This window comes from Pseudomonas sp. TNT2022 ID1044 (assembly GCF_028656895.1).
Lineage (GTDB): Bacteria > Pseudomonadota > Gammaproteobacteria > Pseudomonadales > Pseudomonadaceae > Aquipseudomonas > Aquipseudomonas reinekei.
This window is the reverse complement of sequence record NZ_JAMDHB010000004.1, coordinates 46,309-68,151: the sequence shown is the minus strand read 5'-3', so window position 1 is coordinate 68,151 and position 21,843 is coordinate 46,309. Positions and strand designations below refer to the sequence as shown.

The window sequence follows — 21,843 nt, the reverse complement described above, 5'->3', positions numbered from 1 at the left end:
GCGCGCAGCGCTCGCCTTATCGCACTTCTTTCTTAGGCTCGTGAATCCTGTACCAGGCCACGTACAACGCCGGCAAAAACAGCAGCGTGAGCAAGGTCGCGACGATGATCCCGCCGATCATCGCGTAGGCCATCGGCCCCCAGAACACTTCCCGGGCAATCGGGATCATGCCCAGGCTCGCCGCCGCGGCGGTCAGCAGGATCGGTCGCCGACGGTGTTCGGTGGCTTCCAGCACGGCATCCCATTGTGAAGAACCTTCGGCCACGAACGCGTCGATCTGGGTCACCAGAATCACCGAGTTGCGGATGATGATGCCGATCAGCGCCAGAATGCCGAGGATCGCCACAAAGCCCATCGGCGTTCCCGTCGGCACCAGCGCCAGCACCACGCCGATCAGGCCCAGCGGCGCGACGCTGGCCACCAGGAACATTTTCTGCACGCTGTGCAGTTGAATCATCAGGAAGGTGGCCATCAGGAACACCATCAACGGGATGACCTTGTTGATCGGCCCCTGGGCCTTGGCGCTCTCCTCCACCGTACCGCCCGTGGCGACCTTGTATCCCGCCGGCAATGCTGCAGCGAACTGGTCGATGTCCGGCTTGAGCAGTTTCACCAGATCGGTGGGCTGAATTTCACCGACCACCGCCGTCTTGATGGTAATCGTCGGTTTACGATCGCGACGCCACACCAGCGGTTGCTCAAGTTCGTAGCGCACGGAGGCAAACGCGAGCAAAGGAATCGAGGTGCCGCCCGGGGTGAGAATCTGCAGGTTCTGCAGGGTTTCCGGCGAACCCCGTTCGGCGTCTACGGCGCGACCGACCACGTTGATCAGGTAGATGTCATCGTCGACCTGGGTCACCGTCGAGCCACTGACGATGCTGTTCATCAGGTTCGCCACGTCCTCGGACGACAAGCCGAGCTGGCGGGCCTTGTCCTGGGCAATATCGATGCGCAGCACCTTGCCCGGCTCGTTCCAGTCGAAAATGATTTCGCCGATGTGCGGGTTCTTGTCCAACTGGCTGGCCAGATCGATGGCGTGCTTGCGCACCTGGTCGATGTCCGGGCCGCTGACCCGGTACTGGATCGGCCGGCCCACAGGCGGGCCCATTTCCAGCGCCTGGACAAAACTGCCGATGCCGACGAAATCCTTGCGCAGACGTTCACGCAGGCGATCGCTGAGGGCTGTGCGGGTCTCGAAGTCTTTGGCGACGATCACCAATTGCGCGTAGTAGGGGTTCTGCAGTTGCTGGTCGAGAGGCAGGTAAAAACGAATCGCACCCTGGCCGACGTAAGTACTCCAGCGCACGATATCCGGGTCACCCTTGAGCGTCGCTTCGAGCTTGTCCACGGCCTTGCGGGTTTCATCGATCGAGGCGTTTTGCGGCAGGTTCAGGTCGACGAGGATTTCCGGGCGGTCCGAGGCCGGAAAGAACTGATTCTGCACAAAGCGCATACCGACAACCGACAGCGCGAACAACAGGATGGTGAGGCCAATCGCCCACCAGCGGTTGCGCATGCTCCACAACAGGCCGCTATTGAATGCCCGTCCCAGACGCCCGGGTTCGGCCGCATGCGGCTTCACATTGACGCTGAGGATGTGCACGCCGATGACCGGGGCGAACAGCACCGCCACCACCCACGAAACCAGCATGGCCACGGCAATCACCGCAAACAGGGTGAAGGTGTATTCACCGGCCGAGCTGCCATTGAGGCCAATCGGTACGAAACCCGCCACTGTGACCAACGTACCTGTGAGCATCGGGAAGGCGGTCGAGGTATAGGCAAAGGTCGCCGCCTGCTCCTTGGTATCGCCCAACTCCAGACGCGAGACCATCATCTCGACCGTGATCATCGCATCATCCACCAGCAGGCCCAGCGCGATGATCAACGCACCAAGGGAAATCCGCTGCATGGTGATGCCGCTGTATTCCATGAACACGAACACCATCGCCAGCACCAGCGGGATCGAGCACGCCACCACCAGACCGGCGCGCACGCCGAGGCTGATGAAGCTGACCACCAACACGATCACCACGGCTTCGAACAAGGCACTGGTGAACCCGCCAACCGCGGCTTCCACCACGACGGACTGATCGGAGACGTTGTGGACACCGACGCCCACCGGCAGGTTCGCAGTGAGCTCGCTGACACGCTGGTGCAGGGCCTTGCCGAATTCCTGGATGTTGCCGCCGGTCTGCATGGCAATGGCCAGGCCGATGGCCTGTTGTCCATTGAAACGAAATTCCGGGGTCGACGGGTCGACGTAACCACGGCGAATATCGGCAATGTCGGCCAGGCGATAGAAGCGATCATTGAGCCGCAGGTTGACGTTGGCCAGGTCTTTCTCGGAAATGAACTGCCCGGATGTGCGCACCGAAATCCGCTCGGGACCGGCTTCGATCACCCCCGCCGGCGTCACGGCGTTCTGCGCTTGCAGGCTTTGAACCACCTGCTGCTCATCGATGCCCAGCGCCGCCAGTTTGCGGGTCGAGAAATTCAGGTACAGGACTTCATCCTGCTGCCCGACCATCTCGATCTTGCCCAATCCCGGCACGCCACGGATGTCGGCACGGGCCTGTTCGACGTAGTCGCGCAACTGGCGCAACGTCAGGCCGTCGGCGGTAAAGGCATAGATCGAACCGAACACGTCACCGAATTCGTCGTTGAACGATGGTCCCTGGATGCCTTGGGGAAACGAGTAGCGAATGTCGCCGATTTTCTTGCGCACCTGGTACCAGATTTCCGGAATGTCCTTGGCCTTGGTGGTGTCGCGCAAGTAAACGTACACCGTGGACTCACCGGGGCGGGTGTAGCTTTTCACGTAGTCGAGCGAGTCGAGTTCTTCGAGTTTTTTCTCGATGCGGTCAGTGACCTGCTTGAGGGTTTCCTCCTGGGTCGCACCCGGCCAGCGGGTCTGGATCACCATGGTCTTGATGGTGAATGAAGGGTCTTCCTCGCGACCCAGGTTCAAGTACGAGAACACGCCCATCAGCAACGCGACGAACATCAAATACCAGACAAACGACTGATGTTTAAGCGCCCATTCGGATAAGTTGAAGCTCCCTTTCATTGTGGGCTGCCCTCATCTACTTTCACTTTCTGCCCCGGTTTGAGGCTGTTCACACCCGCACTGACAATCCGCTCGCCGGACTTCACGCCACTGGCCACGACCACCGTTGTATCGGTGCGGCTGACGATGCTGACGTCCCGCGGGGATACGGTTTGTGACTGCGTATCGACGATCCAGATCCGCGGTTTGCCATCGACCTCCTGCAGTGCGCTCAGAGGCAGTTCGATTTGCGGCTTGATCGCCGAACTCAAGGTCACGCTGATCGCCGAGCCCAGACGAAACGCGGTGGGCGTTTCGCTCAGGGTCAGGCGCGCACGGCGGGTACGGGTGGCGCTTTCTGCCTGGGGTTCGATTTCACGGACGATGGCCGTGGTGTTGATTTCCGGGGTCAGTTGCAAGGCCACTTGAAACACCACGTCCTGGGGCAACTGATCGACCAGGGTGTCCGGCAGATCGATCACCGCTTCCTTGATGTCCGGTTGTGCCAGGGTGACCACTTGCTGGCCGGCAGTGACGACTTGCCCGGCCTCGGCCATCCACGCGGTGACCACCGCTTTGTGATCGGCACGCAGTTCAACGTAGTTCAGTTGGTCCTTGGCCTGATTGACCGCCGCCTGGGCCTGGTCAAGAGAAGCCTGGGTGGTTTTCAGGTCAGTCTGCGCAGCGTCGAGTTGCGCCTGGGAGCCCACCCCTTGATCGAACAGGCTCTGCTGTCGCCGTGCAGTGGCCTGAGCATTAATCAGATTCGCCCGGATACTCGCCAGATCGCCTTCTGCGGAGCGCAACTGGTTCTTCTGATCGGTAGGATCCAGCGAGGCAAGCAAGGCGCCCTTTTCGACTTCCGCGCCGACATCGACGCTACGGCTGGCGATGCGTCCCGGCACCCGGAAACCGACGTTGCTTTCATAACGGGCCTGGATGCTCCCCGCGAAGCGGCCGAGGTTTTGCTCACCCAGCGCTTCGACCTTGATCGACAACACCGGGCGCACCGGTTCCGGTGCTGCTTCCTCTTTCGAACAGGCCACCAGCATCACACTGGCGAACACCAGTAACAGATGCTTCATGGTTGACTCTCCGTGGCCAATTCCTTGTAGGTGTTTTCAGCGATTTCCACGGTCACGCCGGGGTGCAGCAACTGGCCGCCGGCAATGACGACTTTTTCGCCGCCTTTGAGGCCATCGCTGATGATGACTTTACCGGTCAGGTAGCGGCCAACGGTGACGGCATGCAGCTGCGCCTTGCCTTCGCCGTCCACCAGCCACACGGCAGGGTCGCTGACTTTCTTGGTCAACGCCGACCATGGCAATTCCACCGCGGATTTACCCCGGGTATTGGCACTGGCACTCACCACCGAGCCCAGCTGCATGCCCGGCGGCAAGCTGTCGAGGGTGACTTTGACCTGTACGGTACCGGTCTGCTCGGAGACCGCCGGGGTGATTTCCCGGACGGTGCCAGTGGTTTTGATCGCCGGATTGTCGAGCAGGCTGACCACGACGGCTTTGTCTGATGGCGGTTCGGCCAGCAGCGATTCGTAGACATTGAACACCGCATCGCGCTCACCGTCCTGGGCCAGGCTGAAAATCGGCACCGTGGCCTGAACCACTTGCCCGACTTCTGCCTGGCGCTGAGTGATCACGCCCGGCGCATCGGAAACCAAGGCGGTGTAACTCAGTTGTTCACGGGCATTGGCCAATTGCGCCTGGGCCGCCGCCAGCGAGCTTTGGCTGCTACGCAATGCAGCCTGGGCAGAGTCGTATTCGCTTTGGCTGGTATAGCCTTTGGGCAACAGTTTTTGCTGACGCACGAATGAAGCGGCGTTCTGTTTGACCCTGGCCTGTTCGGCGACGACTTGAGCCTGCGCGGAGTCGACATTGGTTTGCAGGTCCTTCGGGTCGAGCCGGGCAAGGACCTGTCTGGCCGAGATCCGGTCACCGACATCGACCGTACGCTGGATGATCTTTCCGCTCACGCGAAAAGACAGTTCGGTCTGCACCCGGGCCTGCACATCGCCGGTCAAGGTGATGTTGGCGGCATATTCGGCAGGTTTGACTTCCTGAACGAAAACCCGTGGCCGAGCCTTCTCAATCGGTGCTTCTTCATCACACGCGGTCAGCAAAGCCAGGAGGCTCAAGCCGATCGCCATTTTCATTCCAGGACCAGCCATGCAGACTCCTTTGCGTTATGCGCGCGCAATACGTCTGTCAGCTTAGAACAGGGTTTCAAACGCGCACGTTGCGCGGCGTCAAATAAAGAACAATTTGCGTGGCGACGCAATGAGCGCTTCGGCGCCCCGGGTTCGGGTCAGCACGCGGTAGCCAAAAACTACCCTGCGGAATTTGCCGAGGCGAAGTAAGACGTCTATTTTCCCTTGCGCTGTAGGAAGGATCTTTTTTTCGATTTACCCCTCCAAGGACGAACCGCTATTGGCCAGACTCGCCGGCCGATCACTCACAAGGAAGAGAAAATGGCAGATGCAAAAGTGCTTCAACCCATGAACCCGCAGGACATCGTGAAGTTATTGGTGGCGTTGCGCCGAGCGTTGAAGGCCAGGGTGGCGTGAATTTCATCGTTGATTGATGCCAGGCTTTTGTGGCGAGGGGGCTTGCTCCCGCTCGGTTGCGCAGCAGTCGCAATCCCAGGCAACGCGGTGTGCATGATCGACCGCATGCACAGGTGTTGGGGTCGCTTAGCAATCCGGCGCGAGCAAGCTCGCAGGCCACAGGTTTCAGAGAACGCCCAATAAAAAAACGCCGACGCTGTATTAGCCGTCGGCGTTGGAAACCTTGAAGAGGTTTACCTCGCGAATCAGAACGCCGGCAGTACCGCGCCGCTGTACTTCTTCTCGATGAATGCTTTCACTTCCGGGCTGGTCAGGGCTTTGGCCAGTTTTTGGATGGCGGCGCTGTCCTTGTTATCAGGACGAGCCACCAGGAAGTTTACGTATGGCGAATCTGCACCTTCGATCACCAGCGCGTCTTTAGCCGGGTTCAGACCCGCCTCCAGCGCGTAGTTGGTGTTGATCATGTCCAGGTCGACTTGATCCAGCACGCGCGGCAGCATGGCCGATTCCAGTTCCTTGAACTTGAAGTTGTGCGGGTTCTTGGCGATGTCTTTCGGCGTGGCCAACGCGTTTTTCGGGTCTTTCAACTCGATCAGGCCAGCCTTCTGCAGCAGGATCAGGGCACGGCCGCTGTTGCTGCCTTCGTTAGGAATAGCGATGGTCGCGCCGTCTTTCAGCTCGGCCAGGGTTTTGACTTTCTTCGAGTAGCCACCGAACGGTTCAACGTGAACACCGATCACGGTGACCAGGTTGGTGCCTTTGCCTTCGTTGAAGCTTTTCAGGTACGGCAGGGTCTGGAAGTAGTTGGCGTCCAGACGCTTCTGATCAACCTGTACGTTGGGCTGAACGTAGTCGGTGAAGACTTTGATTTCCAGGTCCACGCCTTCTTTGGCGAGGGTTGGCTTGATCAGTTCAAGAATCTCGGCGTGGGGAACCGGGGTCGCCGCTACCACCAGTTTCTCGCCAGCCTGGGCCAGGCCCGCGGTCAGGGCAGCCGCCAGAGCGGTGAACAACAGAACCTTTTTCATGCAGTGTCCTTATCGAATATCACAGTCGCTTGTGGCGACGGCTATTAGTACGTGTGCCAGTGAAGTGCTATCGCTGGCGTGACGCGGACAATACCGGGATTTTTTATTCCCGAACAATATCTTTTATTCACTTTCATATTCCATTTTGTTCATACAGCTCTAGCTCGCGCATTCCCTGTAGGAGCTGGCTTGTCAGCGATGGCGTCTGTACAGAAAAACCGCGGAGGCCCAATCGCGAGCAAGCTTGCTCCTAAAGGAGGCCGGCGTTTTTAAGGATTTGTTTCAGGGCGTCTTTTTCGGCGGCGGAGCCGTTGTCGAGGATCTGTTGCAGTTGCCGTTCGATTTGTACCAATCCTTCATCCGGCAAATTCAAATGCTCGGGCAAAATCTCATCGCCGGTACTCACCAGCAATGCAAAGTGAATGACATTTTCCAGCTCCCGGGTGTTGCCCGGCCAACTGTGTCGTTCCAGCACATGTTGCGCAGTTTCGCTGATCAGCGGCACCGGCAGATCCAGGCGCTGGCTATAGATACCCAGGAAGTATTCGGCCAACGACAGGATGTCGCCCACCCGCTCGCGCAAGGCCGGCAGTTCGAGTTGGCCTTCGCTTAGATAGTGATAGAGCCGCTCATGGAACTTGCCCGCGGCGACGGCCTGGGCCAGATCGATACTGGTGGCCGCCACCAGGCGCACGTCCACCGGACTCGGCTGATGGGCACCTACACGGGTGACTTCGTGGTTTTCCAGAGCGGCGAGCAGTTTGATCTGGATCGGCAACGGCAAATCGCCGATCTCGTCCAGGTACAACGTTCCGCCGTTGGCCGAACCGAACCATCCGGCCCGGCTGCTGGCCGAACCGCTGTAACTGCCGGCCGCGTAGCCAAACAATTCGGCGTCGGCATAGGTCGGGCTGATCGCCCCGCAATTGACCGAGACGAACAAGCCACCGCGATCGCTGGCGCGATGGATGTGCCGTGCAAGCAACTCCTTGCCGGTGCCGGTTTCACCGCGGATCAACACTGAAATCGAACGCGGCGCCAGTTGTTCCAGCTCTTGGCGCAATTGTCGGGAACGCGGATCGACGAACACCAATGCCTTGGCGCGGATGCTCAGGGGACTTTTTTCAGCGTCGGGAAAGGTCAGCAATGGCTGACCGAAGGATTCAAAACTCATGGCAGACTCCCGCCCCAAACCGCCGGGAGACGGGGGGCGATTCTAAAAAAAGAAAAGGTTCAAGCGCGGCGCAGGGCGTGATGTTCCATACGGTTCTGCAGGCGATAGAGATAGGCAAAACCCTGCTCCCAGCGTTGGTGGCCGGACTTGACGTTGATGTGGCCGGCACCCGCGAGGATGCCCGCCTCCGCGCCCCAGTTACGCGCCAGTTCCATGGCTCGCGACGCACTGACGGCACTGTCGTTGTCGGAGCTGACGACTTGGCTGGGGAATGGCAGCAGGTCCGTCGGAATCGGTGCGAAATTGCGCAAGGCCGGCACACAAGCCGGACGCTCGACGTCTGCCGGTGCGACCAGCAAGGCACCGCGTACCTGACGCAAAAACTGCACAGGCGCGGTCGCTGCCCAATGGGCGACGGTGATGCATCCCAGGCTGTGGGCAATCAGGATCACCGGCGTGCTGTCGGCGGCAATCGCCTCAGCCAACGCGGCGACCCAGTCTTCACGACGCGGGGTCAGCCAGTCGGCCTGTTCCACCCGCGCGCTGTTCGGCAGGCTGTTCTGCCAATGGCTTTGCCAATGATCTTCTGGCGATCCTTGCCAGCCCGGCACAATCAGATAGCGAATTGATTCGTTGCGCATGGGGGTGCTCTCCTGCTGCGTGTCTGTTCCTGATTGAGTATAGGGATGAGAGTTATATTCTTTAAGGAATAAGAAGCTATTTATTAAGACCCAAATAGAATATGAAAACACGCGCTGGTGTGACGTGTTTGGCCGGAATAAAAAAGGGGCCGCACCCTGCCAAGGAGACGGCCCCGGAAAATCGTAAATTTGTCAGCGCGCAGTGATCACCGACAACTTGGTGATGCCTGCCCGCTCAATTGACGCCATGGTGAATTTCTCGTGTAAACGTTTCGCGCGAATTAGGTTTCGGTTTAATGAATTTTGAAATCGATGGGTACGCTGACCCAGCCGTCCCGGGCGATATCACCTTGCCTGACAAGGGCTTGGGGCCGGCGACCAAAAAGCCATGCTTTGAGGCATTGAAAATATGACCGTATGGCATCGCTTTGAACGGCTTCGGTAAGCGCACATGCCCCCTTACAACCGCGAGATTGCTAAAACGCCGCCGGACGCTTTAGATCAACAACCGTTCAATCAACTCAGGATGAGTACCCATGACATTAAATTTCCGGACATTGGCCTGCATGGCGTTGTTATTGACGCCGCTGTCGATTTTTGCGGCCATTCCCATGGACACCGACACCATTGAAATCCGAAACAAAACCAGCCACCCCATCAACATCTTCCAGGGGAAGTGGAAGGGCGTCGTATTGCCGGATGAGCGCTTTCAGGCCAAGGATTTCCAAACCGCAACGGTCACGATTTCGACCTCCACACCCGAGGCGGCCATCCGGTTCGTTTCACTGAGCAGTGGCAAGGGCTGCAAAGCCCACACCTGTGTGCTGATTACCGGCAACTGATATAGCGGTTTCCTGCGTGTATCCCTGGTTCAGTCCCAGGAGACTCGCGTAGCAGGCTCGCTCCCACATTTGATCTTCAGCGAACACAAAATGTGTGAACAGTCGAGATCCACTGTGGGAGCTGGCCTGCCAGCGATAGAGCCTTCAGACCCGCACACCCTCTGCGGCTTCACCCCGAACTTCCTCTCTTCGCACAAACCGATTCGCCCGCGCAAACGTCCCCAGATCATTAAACCGCACCCCCATCTCACGCATCACCTTATGCGCCACCGGCACGGTCATCTGGCGAATGTAAAACGGTTCCTTCACCACGAAATGGTGAATCCCGTGGCTGCTGCCAAAGTTGAAGCAGAACGCTTGCAGCGGCCATAGCCACCAGGCGTTCAGCACTTGGCACTGCTGCATCACGTTCCCTGGCTCGATGTCGCCGTAGTAGTGCATGTTCGAGCTGATGAAGTGCAGGCAGAACGTGCGCAGCACGTTCGGGCCGATGATCACCACCGCCGCGATATCAATCACGTTCATCACCGACAGCGTGGTCGCCGACCACTCGATCGGCGTACCCACCAAATACGCGATGCCGTTGGCCGCATGGAAGCCGAGAAACACATACCACGCGCCCCAATGCACCAGCGCCAGCGGCGCATAAACTTTCAGGGTGCGCTTGAGGATGCTGAACTTGTGCGCCCAGGTCTTGGCGCGCAGCATGCGAATGAACGCCGACATGATGTTGTCGCCAATCATCAGCAACCGCGCGAAACCCCAGGGCTCGCCGTTGGTGATCGCACGTTCTTCCATGTCGGTTTCGGAACCGGACACCTTGTGGTGATTGAGGTGCAGGTGGCGGCGAATCCACGGATTGATCGTGCTCGGCCGCGCCAGCCAGACCAGGCCCATCATCAGGTTGTGCGGCACTCGCTGCTTGCGGAAGTACATGCTGTGAATCAGGTCGTGTTCCAGTTCATGGGTCAGCGAAGCAAAAAACGCGTTGAGCAAAAGACACGCCCACCACGCCATATGCCCCGTCATGTACAGCGCCGCCGAGCCGATCATCCCGGCCAGCGCGAAGGCCAGGATGCCTGCGCCCAATGCATCCTGATGCTTGAGAATCGGGTAGCGTTCGCGCAATTCGACCCCTTTGGCCAGCACCACCTCGCGAATATGTGCCGATCGCTGAGCTGCATTCAGTCGTTGGGGGCTTGCAGAAGTACGGTCCATGCTTCCATCCTCTGGTTATTGATGTTCGCATCCTGCCTGCCGCGCCCATTTGCAGCGGTAGCCGTGAACGCCAACCTGTTGACCGGAAGCGCCAATCAGCATGACTGAACCGACCTCACTCGCCAGCTGGACCCGCGCCTTGCGCAAGCAACTCGATGCCCTGGGCGTCGACAGCACCAGCCTGTGCCAGCAAGCGGGACTCGATCCACAGTTGATGGAAGACCCGAACGCGCGCTATCCATTGTCCGGTACTACGCGCCTGTGGGAGTTGGCGGTACAGGTCAGTGGCGACCCGGCGATTGGTTTGCGCGTGTCACGTTTCGTCAGCCCGACGACCTTCCATGCGCTGGGTTATGCGCTGGTGGCCAGCGGCAGTCTGCGTGAAGTGTTCGAACGCATCGTGCGCTATCACCAGGTGGTCAGCGATGCCCTGGAACTGGAGCTGACCCGCACCGAGGATCGCTACCTTTTTTGTCTGAAAATTCCCTGCGGCAATCCGGCCCCGGCCTTTGAGGCCATCGATGCATTCATGGCGATTTACGTGCGCACCTGCCGCAATCGCCTGGGCCGGGATTACGCGCCACTGGCGACGTACCTGCGGCGGCCGGAGCCGGCAGACGCGCATCAATGGCATAAAGTCTTTCGCTCGCCGATACACTTCGGCGCCGACGAAGACCGGCTGGAATTCGCCCTGGTCGATTTCGACAGCCACCTGGATGACGCCAACCCGGAGCTGGCCGAGCACAACGAAACCGTGCTCAAACGCACCCTCGCGCAACTCAAGCCGCTGACGTGGGAGCGCAAGGTCCGCGATGCCATTGAAGAACAATTGCCCGAAGGCGAACCCAGCGCCGAACACATCGCCAAGGCCCTGCACCTGAGCCTGCGCAGCCTGCAAAGGCATCTGGCGGATGAAGGCTGTCGCTTCGATACGCTGCTCAACGAAAGCCGCGAGAACCTGGCACTGCTGCACCTGCGCGACTCGCACGTCTCGCTGAGCGAGATCAGTTATCTGCTGGGGTTTGCCGATACCAGCAGCTTCAGCCGCGCCTTCAAGCGCTGGACCGGGATGACGCCGGGGCAGTTTCGGGATGGGTTGCGCTGATTGATCAGGAAGGTGGTTGGCAGGACCGGCCCCATCGCGAGCAGGCGCGCTCCCACATGGGGTAGGTGTAGGCCGTTAAATTGTAGCGAGTGACCGCAACCGCTCGGCATCGAGGATTTCGATTTCGCCGTAGCTCAGTCCAATGATCCCCTGCCCCTGCAAATCCTTGAGGATCTGGTTGGTGGTCTGGCGCGACAGTGACAACATCGAAGCAAGCTGCTCCTGCGGCAGGTGCAGGACGCGGCGTGGCTCGTCGATTTCGCCATAGCCGGCGGCAATCATCAACAAGCGATGGGCCAATCGAGTAGGAGCCGGCATCAGGCTCAGTTGTTCGAGGTTGATGAAGGTCAGGCGCAGTTTCTGGCTCATCAACAAGGCCAGCTGTCGCCAATACAGCGGTTGTTCTTCGAGCAGCGCCAGCAACACCGACTGCGGGATGTGCGCCAGGGTGCTATGACCCAGGCTGGACGCATCGTGGGTGCGTGGCTGGCCATCGAACAGACCGATTTCACCGAACCAGTGCGGCGCTTCCACCACGCTCAACAATGCCTCTTTTCCCTGCTCGTTCACGGCACCGATACGCATCGCGCCTTCAAGCACCGCGTACAGGCCACAGGGCGCATCGCCACGCTTGAACAGCCGCTGGCCCGGCGACAGGCGCCGCACCCTGGCCGCCGACAGCAGACTATCCTGTAGGGAAACAGGCAAATGGCTGAACCACTGACCGCCTGCCAGGCGTGGACGCCAGACCTGCATATCCATGAAAACTCCTAGAGATTGTCGCCTGGCTGACAGAGCGGAAACCGGCCCCGGGGCATGATCAATCACCCTACAGGAGAACAACAATGAAAAGCCTTGTCGACCACCTCAGTCAATACGCCGCCTATCACCGTGACCCGCGCAACATCGCCACGCACTTCATCGGCATTCCGCTGATCGTAGTGGCCGTCGCCGTGCTGCTGTCACGTCCGCAATGGGGTGGGGGCTGGCTCTCGCCGGCGGTGTTGGTGTCGTTGGCATCGGCGTGGTTTTACCTGCGTCTTGAACTGCGCCTCGGGGTGCTGATGACAGTGTTGCTCGGGCTTTGCGTGTGGGCGGGACACGTCCTGGCGCAGCAAAGCACAATGGTCTGGCTTGCCAGCGGTGTCGGAATGTTTGTGATCGGCTGGGCGATTCAGTTTGTCGGCCACCACTATGAAGGCCGCAAACCGGCGTTCGTCGATGATGTGACGGGGTTGATTGTCGGGCCGTTGTTTGTGGTGGCTGAGCTGGCGTTTTTGCTGGGGATGCGGCATGAGCTCAAAGAGCAGATCGAAGCGCGTGCGGGCGGGGTGCGGGTCAATCCGAAACGTGCGGCTGTTTAGATCGCAATCGCAAGCAAGCTCGCTCCCACAATGGGTCGGTGTTGAGCACAAAATCTGTGACAGACCGATATCCCTGTGGGGCAGGCTTGCCCGCGATGCTTTTAGAGGTTGGCGACTTTCTGCCAGACCTTCGGTTTGAAGAACAATGTCTCACCTTTCGCCAACCCGATCAGGCTGTCGTGATCCTTCACCACTTCGGCCTCGATCAGATCGCTTTGCCCTTCCACCTTCAGCGTTACCCGCGTCGTTGCACCCAGCGGACGGATATCCCGCACTTCGGCCGCATGGTGATCGTCCAGTTCATGCCGTGACAGCGAGACTTCGTGTGGGCGGAACAGCACGTGGTTGTCTTCACCCAAGTGCAGACGGTTCGAATCACCCAGGAAGTGATAAACAAAATCACTGGCCGGATTTTCGTAGACGTCGCCCGGTGAACCGATCTGCTCGATCACGCCCTTGTTCATCACCACGATACGGTCGGCGACTTCCATCGCTTCTTCCTGGTCATGGGTCACGAACACCGACGTCAGGTTGATGTCTTCGTGCAGGCGCGCCAGCCAACGGCGCAGCTCTTTACGGACCTTGGCATCGAGCGCACCGAACGGTTCGTCGAGCAGCAGCACCTTCGGCTCCACCGCCAAGGCACGGGCCAGCGCAATACGCTGACGCTGACCGCCGGAAAGTTGTTCCGGGTAGCGATCCGACAACCAATCGAGCTGCACCATGTTCAGCAGCTCGTGAACTTTCGCCGCGATCTGGCTTTCGCTCGGGCGCTGGTTCTTCGGCTTCATGCGCAGGCCGAACGCGACGTTATCGAATACCGTCATGTGGCGGAACAGCGCGTAGTGCTGGAACACGAAACCGACGTTGCGATCACGCACATCGTGCCCGGATACGTCTTCACCGTGGAACACGATGTTGCCCTGATCCGGCGTTTCCAGGCCGGCGATGATCCGCAGCAGCGTGGTCTTGCCGCAGCCCGAAGGACCGAGCAGCGCGACGAGCTCACCGCTCTGGATGTCCAGGCTGATGTTGTCCAGCGCCTTGAACGCATTGAAATTCTTGCTGACGTTACGCACTTCGATCGACATGAATTATTCCTCCGCGGCGCTGGCGCGCAGGCGGTTAATACGGTTTTCGCTCCACTGCTTCAGCAGCAGGATGAAGAGCGCCATGATCAGCAACAGGCTCGCCACGGCGAACGCGGCCACGTGGTTGTATTCGTTGTAGAGGATCTCGACGTGCAGCGGCAGGGTGTTGGTCACCCCGCGAATGTGCCCGGAAACCACCGACACCGCACCGAACTCCCCCATGGCCCGCGCGGTACACAGCACCACGCCGTAGATCAGGCCCCATTTGATGTTGGGTACGGTGACGTGCCAGAACATCTGCCAGCCATTGGCCCCGAGCAAGCGTGCGGCCTCTTCTTCCTGGGTGCCCTGCTCCTGCATCAGCGGGATCAGCTCTCGCGCCACGAACGGCACGGTGACGAAAATCGTCGCCAGCACGATGCCTGGCAAGGCGAAGACGATCTGGATGTCGTGGTCCTGCAACCACGGCCCGAACAGGCCCTGGGCGCCGAACATCAAGACATAGACCAGACCGGCGATCACCGGCGAGACCGAGAACGGCAGGTCGATCAACGTGACCAGCATGCTCTTGCCGCGGAACGAGTACTTACTCACGCACCACGCAGCGCTGACGCCGAACACCAGGTTCAGCGGCACCGAAATCAGCACGGCAATCACCGTGAGCTTCAGGGCGGACAACGCATCAGGCTCGAAGATGGCGGTGAAAAACGCACCGAGGCCGAGCTTCAAACCCTGGGACACCACGATGAACAGCGGCAGCAGCAGGAACAGCGCAAAAATCAGCCAGCCGAGACCGATCAGGATGCGCCGCGAAGTCGCACTGCCACGACGGGCAGCGTTGGCCGAAGAGGCGGCAGCAATAGACGATTGGGACATGTTCGCGCCTCCTTATGGGGTTTCGATGCGCCGCTGCAGCAAGTTGATCAGCAGCAACAAGATGAAAGAAACCACCAGCATCAGTACACCAATGGAGGTAGCACCCGTGTAATCGTACTGGTCGAGTTTGACCATGATCAGCAGCGGCAGGATTTCGGTTTTCATCGGCATGTTGCCGGCGATGAAAATCACCGAACCGTACTCGCCGACCCCACGGGCAAAGGCCAGGGCGAAACCGGTCAACCATGCAGGCAACAGTGCCGGCACCAGGATATGACGGAACACCTGAAACGGCTTCGCACCCAGGCACGCTGCCGCTTCTTCCACTTCACGAGGAATATCGGCCAATACTGGCTGTACGGTACGTACCACGAATGGAAGGGTCACAAACGTCAGGGCAAGGGTGATGCCCAGGGGGGTGTAGGCGATCTTGAAACCCAGGTCGGCTGCAAACTGACCGACCAGACCGTTAGGCGCGTACAACGCGGTCAGCGCAATACCGGCCACGGCGGTGGGCAGAGCGAACGGCAAATCGATCATCGCATCGATGATTTTGCGTCCGGGAAAGGTATAGCGCACCAGCACCCAGGCCAGCAGCGTGCCGATGATGCCGTTGATGATCGCGGCATACAGGGCGGTGCCGAAGCTCAGCTTCAGTGCTGCCAGCACCCGTGGCGCCGAGATGATTGCCCAGAACTGATCCCAGGTGAGTTGAGCGGCATGCACGAACATCGCCGCCAGTGGTATGAGCACAATCAGGCTGAGGTACACCAAGGTGTAACCCAGCGTCAGCCCGAAGCCGGGTATGACGGGGGAGATACGACGCGACATAAAAGTCCTTGGTTGATAACACGCAAAGCCCCGAAGATTAAATCCGGGGCTCCTTGATAGCTATTTAAGATTACTGCGCCTGGTAGATCTGGTCGAACACACCGCCGTCGTTGAAGAACTTCGGCTGCGCGGTTTTCCAGCCGCCGAAGTCTTTGTCGATGGTCACCAGCTCCAGTTGCGGGAACTGCTTGGCGTACTTGGCAGCCACGTCCTTGTCACGTGGACGATAGAAGTTTTTCGCCGCAATTTCCTGGCCGGCCGGGCTGTACAGGTGCTTGAGGTACGCCTCGGCGATCTCGGTGTTGCCCTTTTTCTCGGCGTTCTTGTCGACCAGCGCCACCGGTGGCTCGGCGAGAATCGACAGCGAAGGCACGACAATGTCGAACTTGTCGGCGCCGCCATCTTCTTTCAGAGCCAGGAAGGCTTCGTTTTCCCAGGCCAGCAACACGTCACCCTGACCGTTGTTGACGAAAGTGATGGTCGAGCCGCGGGCGCCGGTGTCCAGCACGGGCACGTGTTTGAACAGGGTTTGCACATATTCCTTGGCCTTGGCCTCATCACCGCCATTGGCTTTCAGGCCGTAGGCCCAGGCCGCGAGAAAGTTCCAGCGTGCGCCGCCGGAGGTTTTCGGGTTCGGGGTGATCACCGATACGTCGTTCTTGACCAGATCGCCCCAGTCCTTGATGCCTTTAGGGTTGCCTTTGCGTACCAGGAACACGATGGTCGAGGTGTACGGCGTGCTCGCTTCCGGCAGACGCTTCTGCCAGTCCGCCGGCAGGGTCTTGCCGAGCCTGGCGATTTCGTCGATGTCACCGGCCAGGGCCAGGGTCACCACGTCGGCACGCAGGCCATCGATCACCGCCCGGCCTTGCTTGCCCGAACCACCGTGGGATTGCTGGATCTTCACGGTGTCGCCCGCGTGATCGTTCTGCCAATACTTGATGAACTCGGCGTTGTACTCCTGATACAGCTCACGGGTCGGGTCATACGACACGTTCAACAGCTCGTAATCCTTGGCAACCGCGGAACCGGCAAAAAGGGCACTGGCCAGGGCGGCCAAAGCGAAATGGCGAATCGACGACATGGTGAAAGCTCCTGGAATGCTTGGTGTGTTGGCTTTTCTTATGGAGTGCTGGAATCGGGCTGCGATCTTTTGAATCTTCGCGTCAGCCCGGCTTGCTGCCCGGCTGCTGCAAACGGAATTTTTCCTTGCGTTCGATCTGAACCACCTGGGCGTTATGCACGGTGATTTCCACGGAGCCAAAACGCAGATCGCGCAGGGCGCTCTGGATTTCACGCACAATGGTTGCTTCGTCCTGGCCTTCAACGCTACGCAGAGATGCGCTCATGGTGCTGCTCCTTCAACTGTGTGGTCGCCTGGCAGTGGGCGGCACTGCTTGCGGCGTGAAACCAATAGTAGAGAGGCGCTGATATTCTTAAAAAGACTATTTAAGAATTTTTATATAACCATATGGCATTACTTGACGGGACAAGGGTTTGCGCCGGGGAAGATCAAAAGATCGCAGCCGCGGGTCCCGCAACAGGCGCTGACGAAGGGCCGCGATCTTTTACTTTTACCGAATCAACGGCGTATGAGCCCAATCCAGTTCCCCGACCGGCACCGGTCGGCCGAACCAATAACCCTGCCCCAAATGACAATCGTGCCCGAGCAGAAACGCCGCCTGTTCCACTTGCTCGATTCCTTCTGCCTGCACCTGCATCCCCATGCTCTGCGCCAGGGCGATGATGACCCGCACGATGGCTGAATCATCCTCATCACACGGCAGCCCGGCAACGAAGCCCTGATCAATCTTGAGCTTCTGCACCGGCAAGCGCTTGAGTCGCAGCAAGGACGAGTAGCCCGTGCCGAAATCGTCGATGGCCAGGCATACGCCGAGCTCACGCAGGCGGTGCATTTGTTCCAGCGCGACTTCCGGATCGTCCATCACCGCGCTCTCGGTGACCTCGAGTTCCAGACAGGCCGGGGCGAGCCCGGTTTCACGCAGCACCTGCGCCACTTGCTGGTAAAGCTCGCGACGAGCGAACAGCCGCGAGGAAACATTTACGGCGACAAACGACAATTCGACACCGGCCTGCCGCCACTGGCACATCTGCTGACATGCCTGGCGCATCACCCAAGCGTCGATGTCGGCGATCAACCCCGTTCGCTCAGCGACGGGAATGAATTCCGCCGGCGAAACCAGACCACGCTGCGGATGCTCCCAACGCACCAACGCCTCGACGCCGACCAGGCGACTGGTCTTAAGGTCGTGAACCGGCTGGTAATGCACCCGCAACTGTTGCTGCTCCAGGGCGAGTCGCAACTCGAATGCCAACTCAACCCGCTGCTGGGCATGGGCGGTCAACTCTTCGGTGTAGAGCGCGTAACCATTGCGGCCCGCGCTCTTGGCCTTGAACAAGGCCGAATCGGCGTTGCGCAATAGTTGCTCCGAGTTCAGGGCATCACCGGGGAACAGGCTGATACCGATGCTGGTATTGATAAACAACGACTGCCCGTCGATCGGGAAAGGCTCTTTGAGGCCATCGATGATGCGCTGGGCCAATGCCGCAGCCTGCACCAACTGCGGACAACTTTCGTCCAGCACGGCGAACTCATCGCCCCCAAGTCGCGCCAGGGTGATCGCCGGACCGAATATCGCCTGCAAACGCTGGGCGACGGCTTTGAGCAGTTGGTCACCGATGGTGTGCCCAAGGCTGTCGTTGATCATCTTGAAGTGATCCAGATCGATCATCAGCAAGGCACAACCACGCTTGTGCATTTGCGCCGACGCCAATGCCTGCTCGACACGGTCGGTGAACAGCAATCGATTGGGCAAATCAGTCAGCGGGTCGTGGTGCGCCAGGTGCATCAGTTCGTGTTCGGAATGTTTGATCGCACTGATATCGGAAAACACCGCCACGTAATGGCTACGCCGCCCCTGGTCGTCGAAAATGATGCGGATGGTCTGCCACTGCGGGTAAATCTCGCCGCTTTTGCGCCGATTCCAGATTTCCCCGCTCCACTCGCCCGAGCGGTCCAGGGTGGCGAACATCGCCTGATAGAAATCCGCCGAATGACGGCCGGATTTAAACAGGTTGGGCCGCTGCCCCAGAACCTCTTCACCTTGATAGCCGGTGATTTCCATGAACGCACGGTTCACATGGACAATCAGCCCGTCGCAATCAGTGACCAACACCCCTTCGCGGGTGCAATCGAACACGGCGGCAGCCTGACGCAAACGCTCACGATCTTCGCGGCGTTCACGCAGTCTGGCACCGATTCCCAGGCTTCGAAGCAGTCGAACGCGGGCAATAAAGATCAACCCGGCGCTCAACGCCATCCACACGTAACCGTTGATCAGTTGCCAGCGCATCCGCTCGACTGAGTGATCTAAGAAACTGTTCAATAAATAGTCACTCGTCTGCAACCAGATCACAGAGAGCAACAGATAAAGCAGCGCTGCACGCAAGGCATCGCGATAGCTGGCAGACATACGACGGTCCATGTCCATACAAAATTGCCGGGATTATAGGTTAAAGAAACATTCAGCCACTCTTATCTGAAAGGGCGACTGGTTTTCTCTGTGGGCTTAGTGATAATGCAACGGCTGTTTTTTTCTTTATCGAGGGCCCTATAGCCTATGTGGTACGAAGGTTTTCTCGGCTTGTCGCCCTGGTCACTGGTGGCAGTCACCCTGCTGATGACCCACGTGACAATCGTCGCCGTCACGGTCTATCTGCACCGTTATTCAGCCCACCGCTCCCTGGAGCTGAATGCGGGCCTGAAACATTTCTTCCGTTTCTGGCTGTGGCTGACCACGGCGCAGAACACCCGCGAGTGGACGGCTATCCACCGCAAGCACCACGCCAAGTGCGAAACCGAAGATGATCCCCACAGCCCGGTCGTCAAAGGCTTGTCCACCGTTTTGCGCAAAGGCGCCGAGCTGTACCGCGCCGAAGCGGAAAACCCCGAGACCCTGCGCATCTACGGCAAGAACTGCCCCGAAGACTGGATCGAGCGCAATCTCTATTCCCGCTTTCCGCTGCTGGGCGTGGCGATCATGGGCGTCATCGACTTGCTGCTGTTCGGCACCATCGGCATCACCATCTGGGCCATCCAGATGATGTGGATCCCGGTGTGGGCTGCCGGCGTGGTCAACGGCCTGGGTCACGCCGTCGGCTACCGCAACTTCGAGTGCCGCGATGCGGCGACCAATCTGGTGCCCTGGGGCATTCTCATTGGTGGTGAAGAACTGCATAACAACCATCACACCTACCCTAACTCGGCCAAACTGTCGGTGAAGAAGTGGGAATTCGATATGGGCTGGGCATGGATTCAAGTGTTCAGCTTCCTGCGCCTGGCCAAGGTCCAGCGGATCGCGCCGATTGCCCACCGCGTCGAGGGCAAGGGCAGCCTGGACATGGACACCGCGATGGCGATCCTCAACAACCGCTTCCAGATCATGGCCCAGTACCGCAAATTGGTGATCGGCCCGCTGGTCAAGCAAGAGCTGGAGAAGGTCGATCATTCGGTTCGCCACCAATTCCACCGCGCCAAGCGCCTGCTCTCCCGGGAGACCAGCCTGCTGGACGAAAAACACCACGTACGCATCCAGAACATGCTCGAGCACAGCCAGGCGCTGAAGGTAATTTACGAGAAACGCCTGGCCTTGCAGCAGATCTGGGTCAAGACCAGCTCAAATGGTCATGACATGCTGGCCGCCATCAAGGACTGGGTACACGAAGCCGAAGCCAGCGGGATTCAATCCCTGCGTGATTTCGCTGATCAGCTGAAAACCTACTCCCTGCGCCCTACCGCCTGACTGTGGCTAACCTGACAACGCGTTTTTAGAGCGCGTTGTCAGTACCGCCCGGCGGGAGCAAGCTCCCTGGTCACCAAAAGCGGGAACTTCGCCAAAAATCCCCCCTCTCAAAGACACTTCGCCATCCTGGCGGGCTTCGTTATGGCCGCTTTCGAATCCCGAGCGGCGCACGCCCTTTGAGATTTGAGCCGATGGTCAATAAAAACCTGAAAGACTCCTCTTCACCGCAGTGGCCAGAGGCCGCACAAACCTTGCTGGCGCTCATGCACGCCCAAGGCGAAGTGGCGCGCCTGAGTGAACGCGAACAGTTGTTCAGCACGCTGCTGGTCAGCGTCAACGCCGTGCTTTGGGCGTTCAACTGGGAAACCCGTCAGGTGCTGTATGTCAGCCCCGCCTACGAACGGATTTTCGGCCGCTGCGCCGACCTTTTGCTGTCCGACTACAACCAGTGGCGCGACAGCATTTACCCCGACGACCTGGAATACGCCGAACGCAGCCTGGCACAAGTGCTCGACAAAGGCGCCGTGGAAGACCGCGAATACCGGATCATCGACGGCGACGGCCAGGTGCGCTGGCTCAGCGACAAGTGCTTCATCAACCGTCAGGCGGAACCTGGCCAGCCGCTGATCATTGTTGGCATCGCGGAAGACATCACCGAAAAAAAACAGATGGAAACCGAGCTGCAACGCCTGGCCACCACCGACGCCCTGACCCAGAGCAGCAATCGCCGACATTTCTTCGACGGCGCGAATCAGGAGTTCGAACTGGCACGGCAACAAGGCACGCCGCTGTCGTTCCTGATGCTGGACATCGATGACTTCAAAGTGATCAACGACACTTACGGCCATCAGGAAGGCGACAACGTGCTGCAACACATCGCCGACAGCGGCCGCGCCGCGCTGCGTCGTGGCGATCTGTTCGGGCGAATCGGGGGTGAGGAGTTCGCAGCGGTATTCCCCGGCTGCACCCCGGAGATGGCCCTGCAAGTGGCCGAGCGCCTGCAACGGGAGATCCAGCGCTTGAGCTTCAACCACGACGGCCAGACATTCGGCATCACCGTCAGCCAAGGGCTGACCAGCCTCATTGCCGAAGACGAAAACATCGACAGCCTGTTTACCCGCGCCGATGCGGCGATGTATCAGGCCAAACGCGATGGCAAGAACCGGATTGTCACCGCCTGACGATCTAACAAAAAACCTGTAGGAGCTGGCTTGCCAGCT

The 21,843-nt window shown here is 59.2% G+C and carries 19 protein-coding genes; 5 read left to right on the top strand and 14 right to left on the bottom strand.

Annotation, left to right across the window (positions count from 1 at the left end; translation table 11 throughout):
* Positions 1-16 precede the first annotated feature (16 nt).
* From M5G20_RS06560 to M5G20_RS06535, 6 genes are all read right to left on the bottom strand, one after another.
* Positions 17-3,070, bottom strand: coding sequence for an efflux RND transporter permease subunit (locus M5G20_RS06560; protein ID WP_273918454.1), 3,054 nt, complete (start codon positions 3,068-3,070; stop codon positions 17-19).
* Positions 3,067-4,134, bottom strand: coding sequence for an efflux RND transporter periplasmic adaptor subunit (locus M5G20_RS06555; RefSeq protein WP_150735962.1), 1,068 nt, complete (start codon positions 4,132-4,134; stop codon positions 3,067-3,069). Before M5G20_RS06555 ends, M5G20_RS06560 begins: the two co-directional genes overlap by 4 nt.
* Positions 4,131-5,234, bottom strand: a complete 1,104-nt coding sequence (locus M5G20_RS06550) for an efflux RND transporter periplasmic adaptor subunit (RefSeq protein ID WP_273918453.1) — start codon at positions 5,232-5,234, stop codon at positions 4,131-4,133. Before M5G20_RS06550 ends, M5G20_RS06555 begins: the two co-directional genes overlap by 4 nt.
* Before the next feature lie 641 nt (positions 5,235-5,875).
* Positions 5,876-6,658, bottom strand: coding sequence for a MetQ/NlpA family ABC transporter substrate-binding protein (locus tag M5G20_RS06545; RefSeq protein ID WP_034148439.1), 783 nt, complete (start codon positions 6,656-6,658; stop codon positions 5,876-5,878).
* Positions 6,659-6,908: 250 nt separating this feature from the next.
* Positions 6,909-7,832 carry a sigma 54-interacting transcriptional regulator gene (locus M5G20_RS06540; RefSeq protein ID WP_273918452.1) on the bottom strand — a complete coding sequence of 308 codons (924 nt, stop codon included), beginning with the start codon at positions 7,830-7,832 and terminating at the stop codon, positions 6,909-6,911.
* A 59-nt stretch (positions 7,833-7,891) separates the two neighbouring features.
* Positions 7,892-8,473, bottom strand: a complete 582-nt coding sequence (locus M5G20_RS06535; protein ID WP_273918451.1) for an alpha/beta hydrolase — start codon at positions 8,471-8,473, stop codon at positions 7,892-7,894.
* Between the two features lie 566 nt (positions 8,474-9,039).
* Here M5G20_RS06535 and M5G20_RS06530 point away from each other — a divergent pair.
* A complete protein-coding gene (locus tag M5G20_RS06530; RefSeq protein ID WP_273918450.1) occupies positions 9,040-9,315 on the top strand; it encodes a hypothetical protein in 276 nt (91 codons plus the stop codon).
* A 144-nt stretch (positions 9,316-9,459) separates the two neighbouring features.
* Here M5G20_RS06530 and M5G20_RS06525 read toward each other — a convergent pair whose 3' ends face one another.
* Entirely contained in the window at positions 9,460-10,533 is a 1,074-nt protein-coding gene (locus M5G20_RS06525; RefSeq protein WP_273918449.1) for a fatty acid desaturase, read from the bottom strand.
* Between the two features lie 100 nt (positions 10,534-10,633).
* Between M5G20_RS06525 and M5G20_RS06520 the strand changes: the two genes are divergently transcribed.
* The gene (locus M5G20_RS06520; RefSeq protein ID WP_273918448.1) at positions 10,634-11,638 is read left to right on the top strand and encodes an AraC family transcriptional regulator; all 1,005 of its coding nucleotides are present in this window, start codon (positions 10,634-10,636) and stop codon (positions 11,636-11,638) included.
* Between the two features lie 75 nt (positions 11,639-11,713).
* Here M5G20_RS06520 and M5G20_RS06515 read toward each other — a convergent pair whose 3' ends face one another.
* Entirely contained in the window at positions 11,714-12,400 is a 687-nt protein-coding gene (locus M5G20_RS06515; RefSeq protein ID WP_273918447.1) for a Crp/Fnr family transcriptional regulator, read from the bottom strand.
* Between the two features lie 83 nt (positions 12,401-12,483).
* On the opposite strand from M5G20_RS06515, the gene M5G20_RS06510 reads away from it, so the two are divergent.
* On the top strand, positions 12,484-13,002 hold the full coding sequence (locus M5G20_RS06510; protein WP_273918446.1) for an Mpo1 family 2-hydroxy fatty acid dioxygenase: 519 nt from the start codon (positions 12,484-12,486) through the stop codon (positions 13,000-13,002).
* 101 nt (positions 13,003-13,103) lie between these two features.
* On the opposite strand, the gene M5G20_RS06505 is transcribed toward M5G20_RS06510, so the two are convergent.
* The 6 genes from M5G20_RS06505 to dibA form a co-directional block, all read right to left on the bottom strand.
* Positions 13,104-14,093 carry a sulfate/molybdate ABC transporter ATP-binding protein gene (locus M5G20_RS06505; RefSeq protein ID WP_150735971.1) on the bottom strand — a complete coding sequence of 330 codons (990 nt, stop codon included), beginning with the start codon at positions 14,091-14,093 and terminating at the stop codon, positions 13,104-13,106.
* 3 nt (positions 14,094-14,096) lie between these two features.
* Positions 14,097-14,969 carry a sulfate ABC transporter permease subunit CysW gene (gene cysW, locus M5G20_RS06500; protein WP_027922271.1) on the bottom strand — a complete coding sequence of 291 codons (873 nt, stop codon included), beginning with the start codon at positions 14,967-14,969 and terminating at the stop codon, positions 14,097-14,099.
* Between the two features lie 12 nt (positions 14,970-14,981).
* Positions 14,982-15,800 (bottom strand): sulfate ABC transporter permease subunit CysT, encoded by an 819-nt coding sequence (gene cysT, locus M5G20_RS06495; RefSeq protein WP_075948581.1) that lies wholly within the window; start codon positions 15,798-15,800, stop codon positions 14,982-14,984.
* A gap of 70 nt (positions 15,801-15,870) precedes the next feature.
* Positions 15,871-16,884, bottom strand: a complete 1,014-nt coding sequence (locus M5G20_RS06490; protein ID WP_273918445.1) for a sulfate ABC transporter substrate-binding protein — start codon at positions 16,882-16,884, stop codon at positions 15,871-15,873.
* Positions 16,885-16,966: 82 nt separating this feature from the next.
* Entirely contained in the window at positions 16,967-17,149 is a 183-nt protein-coding gene (oscA, locus tag M5G20_RS06485; protein ID WP_273918444.1) for a sulfur starvation response protein OscA, read from the bottom strand.
* A 225-nt stretch (positions 17,150-17,374) separates the two neighbouring features.
* On the bottom strand, positions 17,375-19,294 hold the full coding sequence (gene dibA, locus M5G20_RS06480; protein ID WP_273918443.1) for a phosphodiesterase DibA: 1,920 nt from the start codon (positions 19,292-19,294) through the stop codon (positions 17,375-17,377).
* Between the two features lie 147 nt (positions 19,295-19,441).
* On the opposite strand from dibA, the gene desA reads away from it, so the two are divergent.
* Positions 19,442-20,623: a delta-9 fatty acid desaturase DesA gene (gene desA, locus M5G20_RS06475; RefSeq protein ID WP_273918442.1), complete on the top strand. Its 1,182-nt coding sequence runs from the start codon at positions 19,442-19,444 to the stop codon at positions 20,621-20,623.
* Positions 20,624-20,814: 191 nt separating this feature from the next.
* A complete protein-coding gene (locus M5G20_RS06470) occupies positions 20,815-21,804 on the top strand; it encodes a GGDEF domain-containing protein (protein ID WP_273918441.1) in 990 nt (329 codons plus the stop codon).
* Positions 21,805-21,843: the final 39 nt, after the last annotated feature.

Bases quoted from the DNA above. Each gene is read 5' to 3' on its own strand.
- M5G20_RS06540 (WP_273918452.1), bottom strand. From the start codon at position 7,832: ATGAGTTTTGAATCCTTCGGTCAGCCATTGCTGACCTTTCCCGACGCT.
- M5G20_RS06560 (WP_273918454.1), bottom strand. From the start codon at position 3,070: ATGAAAGGGAGCTTCAACTTATCCGAATGGGCGCTTAAACATCAGTCG.
- M5G20_RS06505 (WP_150735971.1), bottom strand. From the start codon at position 14,093: ATGTCGATCGAAGTGCGTAACGTCAGCAAGAATTTCAATGCGTTCAAG.
- cysW (WP_027922271.1), bottom strand. From the start codon at position 14,969: ATGTCCCAATCGTCTATTGCTGCCGCCTCTTCGGCCAACGCTGCCCGT.
- M5G20_RS06520 (WP_273918448.1), top strand. From the start codon at position 10,634: ATGACTGAACCGACCTCACTCGCCAGCTGGACCCGCGCCTTGCGCAAG.
- desA (WP_273918442.1), top strand. From the start codon at position 19,442: ATGTGGTACGAAGGTTTTCTCGGCTTGTCGCCCTGGTCACTGGTGGCA.
- M5G20_RS06510 (WP_273918446.1), top strand. From the start codon at position 12,484: ATGAAAAGCCTTGTCGACCACCTCAGTCAATACGCCGCCTATCACCGT.
- M5G20_RS06515 (WP_273918447.1), bottom strand. From the start codon at position 12,400: ATGGATATGCAGGTCTGGCGTCCACGCCTGGCAGGCGGTCAGTGGTTC.
- M5G20_RS06550 (WP_273918453.1), bottom strand. From the start codon at position 5,234: ATGGCTGGTCCTGGAATGAAAATGGCGATCGGCTTGAGCCTCCTGGCT.
- M5G20_RS06530 (WP_273918450.1), top strand. From the start codon at position 9,040: ATGGCGTTGTTATTGACGCCGCTGTCGATTTTTGCGGCCATTCCCATG.
- M5G20_RS06535 (WP_273918451.1), bottom strand. From the start codon at position 8,473: ATGCGCAACGAATCAATTCGCTATCTGATTGTGCCGGGCTGGCAAGGA.
- dibA (WP_273918443.1), bottom strand. From the start codon at position 19,294: ATGTCTGCCAGCTATCGCGATGCCTTGCGTGCAGCGCTGCTTTATCTG.
- cysT (WP_075948581.1), bottom strand. From the start codon at position 15,800: ATGTCGCGTCGTATCTCCCCCGTCATACCCGGCTTCGGGCTGACGCTG.
- M5G20_RS06525 (WP_273918449.1), bottom strand. From the start codon at position 10,533: ATGGACCGTACTTCTGCAAGCCCCCAACGACTGAATGCAGCTCAGCGA.
- M5G20_RS06555 (WP_150735962.1), bottom strand. From the start codon at position 4,134: ATGAAGCATCTGTTACTGGTGTTCGCCAGTGTGATGCTGGTGGCCTGT.
- M5G20_RS06545 (WP_034148439.1), bottom strand. From the start codon at position 6,658: ATGAAAAAGGTTCTGTTGTTCACCGCTCTGGCGGCTGCCCTGACCGCG.
- M5G20_RS06470 (WP_273918441.1), top strand. From the start codon at position 20,815: ATGGTCAATAAAAACCTGAAAGACTCCTCTTCACCGCAGTGGCCAGAG.
- M5G20_RS06490 (WP_273918445.1), bottom strand. From the start codon at position 16,884: ATGTCGTCGATTCGCCATTTCGCTTTGGCCGCCCTGGCCAGTGCCCTT.
- oscA (WP_273918444.1), bottom strand. From the start codon at position 17,149: ATGAGCGCATCTCTGCGTAGCGTTGAAGGCCAGGACGAAGCAACCATT.